The 14,554-nt window shown below is 37.1% G+C and carries 12 protein-coding genes and 1 other annotated feature; of the genes, 4 read left to right on the forward strand and 8 right to left on the reverse strand.

The features are described from left to right. Positions 1 to 15 precede the first annotated feature (15 nt). Positions 16 to 960 (reverse strand): DUF979 domain-containing protein, encoded by a 945-nt coding sequence (locus tag AB3I34_RS07075; RefSeq protein ID WP_002355267.1) that lies wholly within the window; start codon positions 958 to 960, stop codon positions 16 to 18. Next, on the reverse strand, positions 957 to 1,646 hold the full coding sequence (locus tag AB3I34_RS07080) for a DUF969 domain-containing protein (protein WP_024797200.1): 690 nt from the start codon (positions 1,644 to 1,646) through the stop codon (positions 957 to 959). The genes AB3I34_RS07075 and AB3I34_RS07080 overlap by 4 nt, the downstream gene beginning before the upstream one ends. Positions 1,647 to 1,835: 189 nt before the next feature. Here AB3I34_RS07080 and AB3I34_RS07085 point away from each other — a divergent pair, with 189 nt between their 5' ends. Both AB3I34_RS07085 and AB3I34_RS07090 read left to right on the forward strand, forming a co-directional pair. Beyond that, positions 1,836 to 2,351, forward strand: a complete 516-nt coding sequence (locus AB3I34_RS07085) for an HdeD family acid-resistance protein (protein ID WP_002381189.1) — start codon at positions 1,836 to 1,838, stop codon at positions 2,349 to 2,351. Between the two features lie 15 nt (positions 2,352 to 2,366). Then, complete coding sequence (locus tag AB3I34_RS07090) at positions 2,367 to 3,551, forward strand: AI-2E family transporter (RefSeq protein WP_010711962.1); 1,185 nt, start codon at positions 2,367 to 2,369, stop codon at positions 3,549 to 3,551. 51 nt (positions 3,552 to 3,602) lie between these two features. Here the strand turns inward: AB3I34_RS07090 and AB3I34_RS07095 are convergent, their stop codons facing one another. Then, on the reverse strand, positions 3,603 to 4,730 hold the full coding sequence (locus AB3I34_RS07095; protein ID WP_010711961.1) for a 5-methyltetrahydropteroyltriglutamate--homocysteine S-methyltransferase: 1,128 nt from the start codon (positions 4,728 to 4,730) through the stop codon (positions 3,603 to 3,605). Positions 4,731 to 4,790: 60 nt separating this feature from the next. Beyond that, positions 4,791 to 5,020, reverse strand: a binding site (T-box leader). 117 nt (positions 5,021 to 5,137) lie between these two features. Then, entirely contained in the window at positions 5,138 to 6,529 is a 1,392-nt protein-coding gene (locus AB3I34_RS07100) for a CAP domain-containing protein (protein WP_002375809.1), read from the reverse strand. Positions 6,530 to 6,714: 185 nt separating this feature from the next. Here AB3I34_RS07100 and AB3I34_RS07105 point away from each other — a divergent pair, with 185 nt between their 5' ends. Then, positions 6,715 to 6,894 (forward strand): hypothetical protein, encoded by a 180-nt coding sequence (locus AB3I34_RS07105; protein WP_033591568.1) that lies wholly within the window; start codon positions 6,715 to 6,717, stop codon positions 6,892 to 6,894. A 61-nt stretch (positions 6,895 to 6,955) separates the two neighbouring features. On the opposite strand, the gene AB3I34_RS07110 is transcribed toward AB3I34_RS07105, so the two are convergent. Next, positions 6,956 to 9,091 carry a vWA domain-containing protein gene (locus tag AB3I34_RS07110; protein WP_025189295.1) on the reverse strand — a complete coding sequence of 712 codons (2,136 nt, stop codon included), beginning with the start codon at positions 9,089 to 9,091 and terminating at the stop codon, positions 6,956 to 6,958. A gap of 74 nt (positions 9,092 to 9,165) precedes the next feature. On the opposite strand from AB3I34_RS07110, the gene AB3I34_RS07115 reads away from it, so the two are divergent. Further along, positions 9,166 to 10,677, forward strand: coding sequence for a helix-turn-helix domain-containing protein (locus AB3I34_RS07115; protein WP_010826321.1), 1,512 nt, complete (start codon positions 9,166 to 9,168; stop codon positions 10,675 to 10,677). 141 nt (positions 10,678 to 10,818) lie between these two features. On the opposite strand, the gene AB3I34_RS07120 is transcribed toward AB3I34_RS07115, so the two are convergent. The 3 genes from AB3I34_RS07120 to allD form a co-directional block, all read right to left on the reverse strand. Next, positions 10,819 to 12,042, reverse strand: coding sequence for an amidohydrolase family protein (locus AB3I34_RS07120; protein ID WP_002389547.1), 1,224 nt, complete (start codon positions 12,040 to 12,042; stop codon positions 10,819 to 10,821). Between the two features lie 24 nt (positions 12,043 to 12,066). Continuing rightward, positions 12,067 to 13,422 carry a hypothetical protein gene (locus AB3I34_RS07125; protein ID WP_010711958.1) on the reverse strand — a complete coding sequence of 452 codons (1,356 nt, stop codon included), beginning with the start codon at positions 13,420 to 13,422 and terminating at the stop codon, positions 12,067 to 12,069. A gap of 65 nt (positions 13,423 to 13,487) precedes the next feature. Next, positions 13,488 to 14,549 carry an ureidoglycolate dehydrogenase gene (gene allD, locus AB3I34_RS07130; protein WP_002413499.1) on the reverse strand — a complete coding sequence of 354 codons (1,062 nt, stop codon included), beginning with the start codon at positions 14,547 to 14,549 and terminating at the stop codon, positions 13,488 to 13,490. Positions 14,550 to 14,554 lie beyond the last annotated feature (5 nt).

Consider the following 14,554-nt stretch of genomic DNA (forward strand, 5'->3'; position numbering starts at 1 on the left):
TTCGATCATCCTTTCTTATTTGAATAGAATCATATAAACAATTTGGAAAATTAACATGAAAAGTGCAATCGGCAATTGATTTTTAATGACGCCGTACTTATCTTTCATTTCCAACATGGCTACAGGTACGATATTAAAGTTCGCAGCCATCGGTGTTAACAGTGTACCACAAAAACCACATGTTAAGGCAACCATCCCAACTAATGCGGGATCTGCACCTAAAGAAAAGACAAACGGCACACCAATTCCGACTGTCATCACGGTTATTGCTGCAAAGGCATTGCCCATGATAGCCGTAAAAATAACCATTCCCACAGCATAAATAATAATCCCTACATTGACATTTCCTGCTGGTACTACGGCACTAACACCTTTTGAAATAATCTCACCAACACCAGCGCTAGTAAAAACAGCACCTAAACAAGCTAATAGCATTGGCAACGTACTAAGAGGACCGACTGTTTCTAACATTTCCGCCGCATCATCAAAAAATACTTTCGGCGTATTATTTTTAGAAAAGAACATCATGATGAAAATCGCTACAAAGACACCAACACCGACACCGACTAAAGCTCCTAAAGTAGTCAATGTGGCAAAAAGAATTGCAAAAACCCCGATACTTAGTGCGGGAATAAAAATCTTCATTCCTAATTTTTGAGACATTTTTTCCATGTATTCTTTCGAAGGTAAGCGACTTTCTCCTTTTGTCACTTTTTGAAGAATTGCCGGAATTGTCATCACAAAAATAAGTACGCCACAGGCAACTGGTGGGATAAACCGACCAAAACCGATTAAGATCCCTAAAATCCCCCAGAATAAACTAGTCCCATACGCATGTTGATTGGTTTTATCACGAAAACTACGAAAACTTGTATATAACAAGATAATCCCCATAAAAATATAAAGGACTTCCAATAACTTTGCACTCAAATCAATACTTGGATCTGTGAAAAAACTCATTTCAGTCCCTCCTGTCCATAATATTTTTTACGTAATCTTTTTTCTTTTAAAGTAAAGTAAATACTTGCCGAAATTAAGGCAACTAAGGCGACTGGTACTTCCACTAAAGCCAGTTTACCTAATGTCACTTCATAGCCTAAATCTTTCAATGTTGATTGAACAAGCAATGCCCCAGCCCCACCAACAAACAGAACTTGACCAAAGAACCAACAGATATTTTCCATGGCTGAAGCCATCCCTTTTAGTTCTTCTTCATACTCTGGCACCATTGGTAAATTTTTTGATTCAATTGTTCCTAACGCCATTGGCAAAATAATCGGACGCACAAAACCTGCTACCCCACCAAAACTTACGTTAAAAGCGGCGAAGATAATCCGAAAGACACCATAAATGTCAATAATCACACCAGCAGATACCTTTTTGAATCGTTTAATCAACGTAGCCGCTGACTCTTTCAAGCCATTTCTTTCTAACGTTCCTGTTGCTAACATAATAATAATAAAGATAGCCATGCCTCGATTATTCACAAAGGTTGTTCCTAGTGTTTCTAGCATTGATGTCAAACCAAGCCCGCCAGTAAAAGCCGTCACTATTAAAGCAACCATCACAATCAAGATAGCATCAAATTTCAATGCGAAGCCGACAATGACGATCAATACGCCTAATAAAGGTAATAAATCCATCAAATCTCTCCTTCTTAAAATAAAATTTCACTTTCCATTATATGTCAATTTTCGCTCATTTGTAAGACTTTTTTAATTTTTAATGTTATTTTTTCTAAAGACACAGTTTCCAACACTTTTTAGAGCTACCACTCGCACTTTTTTCTTTTTTCCGCTAGAATAAAAGAAACAATAACATTGAGGAGGATTTTTATGTTCCAAACTTTTAGAGAAAATTTTCGGCGCCATACCCTATTGCGCGACGCCGTCTTTATCGTTATCGGAAGTGCCATTGTCTTTAATCCCGGTGCTTTCTTCCAGTTCGTCGGTTATTTAATTGCTGGTTATTTGATGCTTTTAGGGTTAATTAATATTTATGATGACTACAAAATAAAAAAACAAACGGGTAGCTGGGGACTTGGTTTCGTAACAGGTTTAATCTTTGTCGTCTTAGCAGTAGCCTTTTTATTTTTTGCACCAGTGATTGTTTCGATTCTGCCGTTTTTATTAGGGATTAGCATTGTTATAAACGGCCTCGTTCAATTGACTTTTGCTTTAAATACTCGTCAAACAGGCGCGCTTATCTACAGTATTCTGGTTTTAATCGCTGGAGCCGTTTTAGTTTTTAATCCCTTCAAAAGTCTCTTAGTTTTGATGCAAGTCTTTGGATTTATCCTGATTTTCATGGGTGTCATTGAAATTATTGGTCATTTTAGAAATAAAGCTTAACGAAAGGAGCAACTTATGGATAAAGAAAGTACCAAGTGGATCCGCTTTTTAGGTGGGAAAAATTTACTTTACACATTAACTATCCTTTGTCTAATTGCTGTAACTATCTTTTTATTCAACACTGTTTCATTTATCTTTAAACCAATTTTTGTTATTTTTAGTGCCGTCTTAGGCCCGGTACTTTTTGGTATTATTCTATTTTATTTGCTTAATCCAATGGTGAAACGCCTTGAGAAAAAAATTCCCCGTGTTTGGGCGATTGCGATTCTCTATGTCTTAATTATTGCATTACTAGTGTTAGTTGGACTGCAACTTTTCCCAATTATCCAAGACCAAACGGAAGAATTAATCAAACAATTCCCAAGTTTTTGGAAAAGCACGCTCCAAACAGTACAAGAATTTATGGCTAAAACACCTTTTGCAAAAGATTTAGAATCTGCTAATGAGTCGATTAATCAGCTCTGGGGCAAACTTGCAAACTCCTTTAAAGACTTTGCAGGGGATTACCTACAAACAGGCGCACAAGGTCTGGGAAGCGTCTTTTCTGCAGTCTCTTCTACTTTCCTAACCTTGTTTACAGGACCTATCATCGCTTTTTTCCTTTTAAAAGACAAAGAAAAGTTTTATCGCTTTGTAAAAGGCATCATTCCCCCAGCTTTTCGTCCTGATTTTGACGAATATAGCCAAATTGCCAACATTCAAATTGGCGATTATCTAAAAGGTCAAGTCATTGCTTCCTTGGTTTTAGGGATTATGTATTGGCCAACTTTTCTATTAATTGGTTTACAATTTGGTAGCATTTTAGCTTTAGCTGCGGGTATTTTATGTATTATTCCTTATATCGGGCCATTTATTGCCTTTATTCCTGGATTGATTATTGCCTTTCAGGATTCCACATTTATGGTAGTAAAATTCGTTATCGTCTGGTTTGCCATCCAATTGATTCATGGTGATTTTGTTATTCCTCGTGTGATGGGCGATAAATTAAAAGTCCATCCGATTACTATTTTACTTGTCTTGTTAGTTATGGGTGAACTGTTTGGTTTAATGGGCGTTATTTTTGGGATTCCAATGTATTGCCTAGTTAAAGTGACAGTCATTTATTTATTCCGCAAATTCAAACAACGCTATAACCGCTTTTATGGTGACAACGGCGAGTATGAACACACGAATTTTACTAAAGATCAATATTTAAAATAATACAATGAAAAAACTGGGACATAAGCCGTTTAGACTTATGTCCCAGTTTTTTTACCATACTTCTCTAGCAATTTCTTGAAGTAATTGAACTTTGCGCCATTGTTCTTTCTCCGTCAAACGATTTCCTTCTTCCGTTGAAGCAAAACCACATTGCGGACTAATACTTAAGTTTTCTAAAGGAACAAACTGTTGGGCTTCTTCAATTCGTGCTTTCACTTGTTCAGTCTCTTCTAATTCAGGAAACTTAGAAGTAACTAAACCTAAAACGACTTTGCTGCCATTATTTTGCCAATGTCTTAATGGTGAAAAGTCCCCTGCACGATCTGAGTCATATTCCAAGAAGAAACCATCATAATTCGTAGCAAATAATTCTTTTGCTATCGGTTCATAACCACCTGAAAATAACCAAGACGAAGCATGGTTCCCACGGCAAATGTGTGTGGTTACAGTTAAATCTTCTGGCTTGCCAGCTAAGGCTTCATTAATAATCGTGGTACACACTTGTGCAATTTCTTCTGGCTGTATTCCTTTTGCTCGTAATTCTTCTTGTTTTGTCTGATCCGCTAGAAACGCCCAATTTGTATCATCAAATTGCAAATAACGGCAACCTCTCTCGTAAAAGGCCGCAATTGCATCTTTATATGTTTGTGCTAAATCCTTATAAAAATCACCAATCTCTGGATAAATTGTTTGAATGCGCGAGGTGCCGTCGTTGGATAAAATTTCTTGACGTAAAATCATGGTCGGACTAGGGATCGTTGCTTTGGCTACCGTGCCATCACCAACTTCCACCACCTCTTTTAAAAATGAAAAGTCCTCTAAAAATGGATGTTGCGCAGGAAAAGATATTTTATCCACTACGCGGATATTATAGGCCGGAGCTGCTTTTCCATGAAAGGTTTGGTTATACCCCGTTTCTGGGATATAGCCTGTTACACCATTTAATCCTTCTAAGAAATCAATATGCCAAAAACCTCGACGAAATTCACCATCTGTGATTCCCCGTAAGCCGCCAGCTTTTTGTTTTGCTACTAATGCTTTGATTTCCTCATCTTCAATAAGACGTAGCTCTGCTTGAGATAAAGCACCTGTTTGGACCTTTTTCCGTGCTTTCTTAATTGTTTCCGGACGTAAAAAACTTCCCACATGATCAACTGTAAAAGGAATCTGACTACTCATTTGCCTCACTCTTTCCTATTTTTATTTATAAAAAAACGCCCTTTTACTAGCCGTAACTAGTAAAAGGGCGATTATTATCGCGGTACCACCTTTTTTCGGAAAGATGACTCTTTCCCTTCAACTGACAATCATAATCAGCGGTCTTGTTAACGAAAGACATTACGTTTTTGCCTACGTTTCGACAAAAATCCCTCCTAGGCCATTTTTCGATACAGACATCTAACTTTTTTCACCAACCAAAGTCTCTCTACCAGCTGTCTTGTATTTACTTTCCTATTCAACGGAAATTATTAGATTATAATTAGAATACCACGTTTAGCAAATTTGTCAACGGAGACGGATGAAATAGTAATGAAAAAAGCAGCTTCTTTTCAGAAGCTGCTTACGTCTATTTTTATCATTGCTGATTAGGCTGAGTGTCCTACGATTGTGCTACCTGAGTAACCAAAACCGACACGTGTAATACCTGGGTTAATTTCCCAATCACGGTGACCGCTACCTGAAGCTGTTACCATGTTTGTTTCATTGTACCACGCCATGATTACTGAGTTACCTGGCGCCCACATAATTGCGATAACTTCATCTCCACGAGACCAGTGATCATTTGGAATACCGCCTGCTTCAACTTGTGCTGCACGAGCAGTTGCAGAAGCTGCTAAACCTGCATCCCATACTACTGGACGTAAACCTAATGATTGACGTAGAACGTTCAATGCATTGATTGTTGGGTCAGCCGCAACAGGAGGAGGTGTTTGTCCACCGTTACCATTACCGTTGCCGTTGCCACCGCCATTACCAGGAGTTGGAGTTACTGGATCTGGTGTTTCTTGTCCACCACCATTATTTCCATTATCACTTGGTGTTGTTGGTTGTTCTGATGAAGAAGAACCAGTATTTTCTGTTGCACTATTATCTGTACTTGGTGTAGTTGTTTCAGTTGTTTGTTGCGTGCTTGATTCAGTTGCTGAGCTTGAGCTTGCTGGTGCTTGCGCTTCTGTTGTTGAAGAAGAGGCAACTGGTGCTTCTGCTTTTACTTCAGCTTTAGCTTGAACTGGTTTTGCAGCAGCTTGTTTAGCTTTTTCAGCTGCAGCTTTTTGTTCAGCAGCTAAGCGTGCTTGCTCTGCTTCAGCAGCTGCTTTTTGTTTTTCTAAGCCAGCTTTAGAACTTTCAGCTGATGATTGTTCTAATGCTAATGAAGCTTTCATTACGTTTAATTCAGATTGTTTAGAAAGTAAATCTTGACGTTTTGTTTCTAATTCAGCTTCTGTTGCTTCAAGTTGTTTCACTTTTTTCTCGTTTTCAGCTTTTTTATCAACAACCGCTTGTTTGTCTTCTTTTTGTTGTTGCATTAAGTCGTTGTTGGCACTTACGATTGTTGAAACAGCTTGAACACGGCTGATTGCATCTGCAACTGAGTCCGCATCTAAAACTGCATCTAGCATTGTTGTGCTTTGTCCATTAACTTGAACATCACGTGCTTGATTTTTGATTGCTTCGTTACGTTTTTCAATACGTTGATTCAAGTTTGTAATTTCTTGTTGTAATTGTTCTGATTTTGCTTTTAGTGTTTGCTTTTGTTCACGTAAAGCCATGCTTTCATCAAATACTGAAGATACTTCTGCTTCTAAAGAAGATACTTGTGAAGCTAAATCCCCTTGTTTTGCTTTTAATGATGAAATTTCTTGATTTTTTTCTTCAATTTTTTTATCAACATTGTCCGCCAAAGCGATGCTTGGGGTAGCAATTGCTGATAGCGTTAATGAACATAGTAATACTGATGCAAATAGACGTTTCTTCACTTGTCATTCCTCCGAATTAATTTCTAAAGTTTATTTAAAATATCTTAATCTTTTCTTACGACAAAAACATTCTACCACACCCATATTTCAATTAAGCAATAGAAATGTTACAAAAACATTTCAGATCACTCCTTCTTTCTCCATAATAGGTAAACTTACCTTTTGTAAGGCTTTTATACCTTGTCATGACTGGTTTTCATGTGTTTTCAATTGTTAAACAATTCTTCGATTTTTTTTCATATTTTTTCTTTTTTTATTCAAATTTTGCTTCTTTTTTGTCGATATATGCTTTTTTTCGTAAAATTAATCATTTTTCCTTCTTTTTATCAAACGTTTTTGTTACAAAATTCGTTATATTTTGGTAATGAATCAAGAAAAAGGCCGCTTCGTTGAGCCGCCTTTTATTGCTTTATTTAAAGAATTATTTTAGTTTCTCTGCCTAAGTAAATAGAATCCAGATAAACCTACCAACAAACCACCTAATAGTAAGAATACTCTTTGAAATTTCTGGGTTTCGTTTGTTTTTGGCAAATGTCTATCATTGGGTGTAGCCTTCGTTATTTTTTTTGCTGTTGTGTTCGTCTCTGCTGAGAAATTATTATTCTTGAGTTCTGAGGTTGTTGTGGTAGTTTCTACAACAATTGGTTTTTCAGCACTCGAATTTGTCGTAGCAGTCTCAGAACTTAAAGACTCATTCGTACTTGTATCTGTTGTGCTGGAAACAACTTCTTTACGACGATTTGTAAGGATAAATTCATCCTTTGTCTTTGTCATTATACTGTCAAATTCAGCTGGCACGTTCACTTCTTCTATCTGATATACAAAGTCTTCACCCCTGTTATTAAACTTTGGTAATGCTACTTCTGCGCCATTAACCGTTACTTGATTAATCAGCTTTTGATAGCCTTCTTTCTGGGTTAATTGCATGACTTCTGAAGTGGACCAAGCAGTTTCATCTGTTGTCGCTTTTCGAGTTACTTGATATTGAATTGCTTCTGGAATTTCTTTTTCTGTAATATTTTCCCAGTTCTTAATCAATTTTAATTGTACAGTAGGTGCTTTAATTGCTGGAATCGGAAAATCAACTGTTTCTTCTTCTGGAGTTGGTTGTAACGTAGTACGATCATTACATAAAAACCATGTATCTCCTTTAAAATCATTTGTTTCTGTGTTCAATCTAATCTGATAAGTTAATGTTAAACGTTCGTTCTTTCCTAATGAAATAGTAGAAATATGGAGCACTTGATTTTCTTCTGTAACTACGACATCAGTCAATAAGTCACTAGCCTCTGACCATTCACCCGTTGGCATTTTTCGCCAACCTTTTAGTTGGTAGTTATCTTCTGTGAAATTCCCAGCACCTTGTAAAAGAATATTTTCTCCCATTGGATCGATAATGAGCCCCTCATGGATAGTATTATTGATACTCCCAGCTAATTCTTTCAGTGCAGTGCCCAAACCAGATAAATTTTCATCAATAATCAAATAATTTTTAGGATCAGAAGCTATATTCCTACTAATATACTCTCCTCTTAACGAAGGATTAGCTGCAATTGAATAATAAGTATCTCCTGATTTTTTTAGAGAAACAATGGTTCCTAACGTATTATCTGTCACTGTTGTACTGTTTGTTTGGATAGCGTTAGCATCAGTAGAAGCACTGTTACTTGTATAGTACTGATTGGATTCTGTTTGAAACTCTTCCATGTATGACGATGTATGGTAACCGTTGTAATCGATAATTTCACCATTATTGGGATAGCTTTGAGCATTTTCTCTAGGTAAAAAACTAGCATTTGCACTACCATCACCAATATGAACCAACATCTTTTTTGCATTTGGACGACTTTTTTCAGCCAATAAACGTTGCCCTTCTAGCAAGCCTTTTTGCATAAACGTACCTGAATGTGGCTCGGCTGTATTTCTTAAAAAGTCTTCTAAGTCATTCATGTCTGTAGAAAAATCCGCGGTGGAGTAAGTTAGTCGATTATAGGCAACGATACCAATTCGAACATGACCATCTGTTAATGAATCTGAAAGTTCTTCGCCGAATTGTTGCAAACCTTTCAAAGCGTTGTTTAATTTTTCACCTTTCATTGACGAAGAATAGTCAATCACTAGCACTAGATCAATAGGGCTTTCTGTCTGATTTCCTTTTACATCTAAAGTCACATTAAAAAGCCCTTGCTGGCCTGTTACAGCCGCCACACTTTTCTTCAAATAAGCTTCATCTCCATAATTCACATATTTTTCTTCGTCAAATGTCGCTTCAGGGGCATGACCATAATCATAATTGTTTGTGTCTCCCTCACTAATTCCGTTCGTTAAATAATGACCTTGTTCGTCATTTTTATAGTTAAAATTGTATGTTTCTGCGGAAACGTCTATACTAAAAATAGTCATTAGGAAAAAGAACATAAATAAAAATAAGGTTGTTTTTTTCAATTTTTTTAACTCCTTTGTGGTAAGTAATTTCTCATTCAAATGAAATTTGAGCGATATATGTAACTTACTACAGAAATAACTTTTAAGGATACAAAAAAATGTACTTGTTAAGTACATTTTTTTAAACAATCGAATAAAAAACAAGTTATACTTATTTTAACAAAAAGAATCGAACCAATTGGAGAAGAATAATGGAAATATTAGATACTTTTTTCGGCTCAGAAGTTAAAAAGGAGTTGGATTTACTGCGTTTGTTGTACCATAAAAAAAACTTTATTCGTATTGAAACACTTAGTCAATTGTTACAAATGGATCGACGTTCAATCAATAAATACTACGAATCCTTAATTAGTAAACCTTATGTATTGGCTAATAATTGTTCACATATTTTCTCTGCCGAGCGAGGTAAAGGCTATTGTTTCATGGGATCAAAAAAAGAATATAAAATTTTGACGAAGCAAATTTTGCAAAGTAGTCCGTATTTTACATTGCTCGAAAAACTATTCTTTGAAAGTAATGTTCATTTAACCAAATTTAGTATGGACCAATTCTTATCCGAATCAACTGTTCGGCATAAGGTTGCTGAGTTAGATACCATTTTAAAAACCTTTGATTTTTCGATCCAGAGAACCAAAGGCGAGATTCGTTTAGTTGGTGCTGAACCACGCATTCGTTTTTTCATGATTGCTTTCTTTTGGCGCGTTTTTTCTGGTCTCGATTGGCCATTTGCAGACGTCTCGCAAACAAAATGTGAAACCCTTGCGAAAGAGCTGATTGCTTTAGGCTATTTCCCAGCCAATCAATTGAATATGAAACTTATTTGTTATATTTTAGCGGTAAATATTATTCGTTATCGAAAGGGATTCCAGACAAATTTACTACTTTCTGAATCTATTTCTTCTTTATCTGATGAAGATCAAGAAGTACTGCTTCAATTTGTTGATACTCATCATCTACTAAAAGAACATTTAGAAAATCAATTAACGAACGCCTTTCTGTTACCCAAGAGTGAAAGTCAGCTGATTTTTTTATTTCTATTAACAAATACAACAGTACAACTCTCGAACAAACATTTTATAGATTTAATCGAACCTAACCAACCATTTTCAGAGACGAATTCCTTTATTAAAAAGATTCTTCACTCCCTTGAAACAGAAAACCCTCATGCCTTTGAAACGACAAAAAACAGGGTCTTATTCACAAAACAATTAGTGGCTGGCCTTCTTTTCGTAGAGTTATTTGAACAAATGGATTTTACACTTACTGGCTACAATATTAAGAAGTATTTATTACAAAATTTTGCTCATTTATTTGAGCATGCACAAAAGATAGTCGCCGAGCAAGACATCTATGTTTCGAACCCAGCTAAACAAACTGGCTTAGGCCTTCAATTATCGATGGCCTACACGTTAATTACTGCTCCAACAGCTTTCAATCAAACAATTCACATAAAAATAGAAACAGACTTACCTACACCGATTGAAGCGATTATCATTCAACGAATTCGTGAAACGTTTGCAAGTTTCTATCACCTTGCAATTAATCAATTGTCTGAAGAAGATACGTACGACCTTTATTTAAGCACTACGCCTTTGCTCCAAGTAAAACAAGCTGCACCATTTTTATTAATTAATGCGCAAGTTTCTTTATCTGACTTACTAGCGATTCAAGAACAATTAGTTCGGTTGGTAGCAAAGAAATGAGCTAACTCTGTTAATAAATAGAACTCGTGGAACAAAAAAATAACTAAAACAGGATCAATCAAACACATTTGCACCTTCATCAAAAAAAAGCTCAAAATGTTAGTTTTGACAACTAACATTTTGAGCTTTTTGTTTTTTTTCTTAACGAATGATTTCGACTTTTTTGTCTGTCTTGACTGTAACACGGCCGTTTTTAATAACATATAACCGTTCTGGAATATCAATAATCGCATGTTCAACCACTTTTGTGTCTAATAAGACTAAATCTGCTTTATTCCCAACTGCGACACCGTATCCTTCTAGTCCCATCGCACGAGCAGGACTTGTTGTTACCATTGGTAGCACTGTTTTTAAGTCATCCGCTCCACCTAGGTGCCCAACAGGAATGGCTAACATCGCTGTTTGAACAATATCCCCTGTGCCATATGGTGTAAAAGCATTGCGAATATTATTTGTAGCAATACAGACATTCACGCCACCATCGCGTAATTTACGAATTGGCGTAACCGCACGTCGAACATTGTACTGATCACCACGAGCCCCTAAATGTAAATCCGTTGCTGGTAAAGCCATCACGCTAATATTTGCTTCCGCCATTTTTGCAATAATAGGCGCCAATTCTGCTTCAGGTAAGGCGTGCAATGCCGTTAAGTGGCCCACTGAAACACGGCCTTGGTAGCCTTCAGCGATGGTTTTTTCACATAAATATTCAATACTCATATCATCAGCTTCATCGGCAAAATCTTGGTGTAAATCTACATCTTTATCATATTTTTTAGCAATTTCAAACACTAAATCAATATGTTCTTTCGCTGGTGCATCATTATAAGGAATACCGCCGACAACGTCTGCGCCCATATCCATTGCTTCATACATCATTTGTTCTGTTCCAGGGGCTTTAAAAATTCCTTCTTGCGGAAACGCAACTACTTGCATGTCAATTAACTCTTTGTATTCTTCTTTCAAACGCATAATTGTTTTGAAGCCAGTAAAACCTTGCGCTGGGTCAAATTCTGCATGCGTTCTTAACGCCGTGGTTCCATGAACGATTAACATTTCTAAGGCACGTTTAGCACGGTCGTAAATGTCTTCTTCGGTAAATGTTGGTTTTAATTCTGCGGTTACTTCAATCGCTTCTTTCAACGTACCTGATTTATTTGGTTTACGATCAGCGATTAATGCCTTGTCCAAATGTAAATGGCTTTCTACAAAACCTGGGATTAAAACACGACCATCTGCTTCGATGACTTCTTTGGCATCGCCAGTAATAACTGGGGCGATTTCAATGATTTTTCCTTCTTTAATAGCTACATCTTGTAATGCTTCACCGTCTTGAAGACGAACTTGTTTAATTAATAAATCCATGTTTTCCACTCCCTAAATTGTTTTTTATCCAAAGATTAAACCGATAACTAATAATAGTACAGAGGCAATACTTAACCATTTCACGTTTCCTTTAACAACATCCAAAATTGGAATTTGGAAGCCTGAAGATAAAGCTTGCATAGTAATATTAACGAAACTCATTTGACTACCTAAACCAACACCCATTGCTACAAAACCTAATGCTAACGGCGGGAAGTTCAACGATACAGCAACTGGTAGCACTAAAGTTAAAACAGAACCTACGTAGGCCCCAGCTGGAATCCCAATTAAAATCCCTGTTAAAATGGCAACTGGCACGACAATAAAGGCTGGTGCATTTTCAGCAACACCTGCGATTACAGCAAACGTTCCTGTTTGTGCAATAACATTAATAAAGGCTAAGAAAATCCCTACTTGGAATAAACGAGTCAAAATATATGTAGACCCATCTACCATCGCTTCGACAGATTTGTTCATTGAGAAATCTGTACATAAGAAAATTAAAACTAATGTTAAAATCATGTATACAAGTGGCGTAAAGAAGGCAAAACCAATTAAATCATTCACAATTGGTCCAAAAATTACAGCAAACAATAAGAAAATGGCTGGCAAGGTAATTTTAAATAATTCACCATTGCTCTTTTTATCAAATTCATCATCTGCCGACTCTTTAAAGCCAATCTTTCTATGTTTCGTTCCCCAAAAGGCTAAAACAATCGCTAATGCTACGAAGAATAACCAGTAAGGTCGCATGGTTGAAACATATGAACCGACACTGATATCGCCTAATTTTGAAACAATACTTGATTCTAATGAAGCGGGTGATGTTGTAAATGATACCGCAGCAGCTAAAGACATTGCTGCAATTAATTCAGGAACAACGCCAACTGCAGCAAAGGCCAATGGCGCAATAACCATCGCACTTCCGCCACCAATTCCTGACATATATGTGGCTGCGGCTAATAAGATAACAATAAAAGCTGAAACATACTCGACTTTTCCTTTTGTACCTCGTTTGGCTAAAGTTAATGCAGCTGAATAACTACCTGCTTTAAAGACCGCCATCGCAACAGCTGAATTAATGATGGGAACGGTAATTCCTAACATCATTGGGATAGCTTCCAACATCTGTTTATTCGCTTCTTCTAGTCCAATGCCACCAATCAGCATCGCTAAGACGCCACCAATTAAACCAGCGATAATCATATCGACTTTCATAAACAATAGAACCAAAACAACAATCAATGGAATAATCACAACTAATGCCATGATTCCTGTCGGGGCAACTACATCCCCAATCTCATCAGCAAAGGCCGCAACTGGCACAAAAATACTAACTAAGAATGCAAAAATAAGTGCTACTTTTGACGATTTTTTCATTTTACTTTCCTCCAATAGAAAGAAGGCGAGAGCAACGCAGTAGCGAATACTCTCTGCGCTCCTCATTATTTGGCAAAGGCACCTTGCCCGCCATATTTATCGTAATGTACAATCTCACTAACTAAATAATCATAAATACTTTGTGGAATTTCAATGCCTTCTGACATGGCTTTTTGATAGTTTAGCTGACCAATTTCTCCTGGATAGTAAACTTGTTGAAACCCTTCTGCTGTAGGCACACTATGAAGTTCTTCCACCATTTGATTAATATTTTCTTTAAATCGTTCAGAATCTGTAAAGCGGCTTGGATCAATGACTAAAAACATCTGACCCAGATTCCGTTTCTCCGTTAAATCCGCATACATGGAGCTGACATGTTTGCCAAAAGGTAAGCCTAACAACGAACCAGCTAAGACATCGACCATCATCATTAGTCCATATCCTTTTGGTCCTGAAATCGGCAATAAACCTCGTACTTCATAAGGATCAGTCGTTGGCTGGCCTTTTTCGTCTACTGCCCACGTGTCGGGAATTTCAACATCTCTTGAACGTGCATCTAAAATTTTCCCCCAAGCCTGTACTGTCGTAGCCATATCAAACACGACTGGTTCATGACCTGCTCTAGGTGCTGCAAAAGCGATTGGATTTGTTCCAAAATAATTGCTTGTACCACCAAACGGTACCACCATTGGATCAGATTGACACATCGAAAGAGCAACCATGCCTTGTTCCGCTGCTTTTTTAACATAATACGATAATGTCCCGCTATGACTCGTTTGAGAAACGCCAACATATGCTAACCCTGATTCTTTGGCTAGGTCAACTGCAGCAGCTAATGCTTCGTTACAAACAAATTGACCCACGCCATTATCGCCATGAAAAATGGCAGTGGACGGTCCAGTTTTTTCAAATGATAATTCGGGGTCAATCGTGATCCCGCCTTTTGCAATCCGTTCCGCATAATAATCCATGCGAACTGCCCCGTGTGAATGAATACCGCTAGCATCTGCAAAAGTTAAATGTCGAGCAACTTCTTCGGCATGTTCAGAATGTAAACCAGCAGCTTCTAATTTTTGTTTCATCAGCTTTTCTAATTTCTCCGGTGTAACGACAACCATTTCTTCCATTGCGC

The sequence above is a fragment of the Enterococcus sp. C102(2024) genome (assembly GCF_040888205.1).
Classification (GTDB): Bacteria; Bacillota; Bacilli; order Lactobacillales; family Enterococcaceae; genus Enterococcus; species Enterococcus faecalis.

Excerpts from the sequence above, each read along its gene's own strand:
- AB3I34_RS07075 (WP_002355267.1), bottom strand. The coding sequence starts at position 960 with ATGAGTTTTTTCACAGATCCAAGTATTGATTTGAGTGCAAAGTTATTG.
- AB3I34_RS07085 (WP_002381189.1), top strand. The coding sequence starts at position 1,836 with ATGTTCCAAACTTTTAGAGAAAATTTTCGGCGCCATACCCTATTGCGC.
- AB3I34_RS07090 (WP_010711962.1), top strand. The coding sequence starts at position 2,367 with ATGGATAAAGAAAGTACCAAGTGGATCCGCTTTTTAGGTGGGAAAAAT.
- AB3I34_RS07095 (WP_010711961.1), bottom strand. The coding sequence starts at position 4,730 with ATGAGTAGTCAGATTCCTTTTACAGTTGATCATGTGGGAAGTTTTTTA.
- AB3I34_RS07105 (WP_033591568.1), top strand. The coding sequence starts at position 6,715 with ATGACTGGTTTTCATGTGTTTTCAATTGTTAAACAATTCTTCGATTTT.
- AB3I34_RS07110 (WP_025189295.1), bottom strand. The coding sequence starts at position 9,091 with ATGTACTTAACAAGTACATTTTTTTGTATCCTTAAAAGTTATTTCTGT.
- AB3I34_RS07115 (WP_010826321.1), top strand. The coding sequence starts at position 9,166 with ATGGAAATATTAGATACTTTTTTCGGCTCAGAAGTTAAAAAGGAGTTG.
- AB3I34_RS07120 (WP_002389547.1), bottom strand. The coding sequence starts at position 12,042 with ATGGATTTATTAATTAAACAAGTTCGTCTTCAAGACGGTGAAGCATTA.
- AB3I34_RS07125 (WP_010711958.1), bottom strand. The coding sequence starts at position 13,422 with ATGAAAAAATCGTCAAAAGTAGCACTTATTTTTGCATTCTTAGTTAGT.
- allD (WP_002413499.1), bottom strand. The coding sequence starts at position 14,549 with ATGGAAGAAATGGTTGTCGTTACACCGGAGAAATTAGAAAAGCTGATG.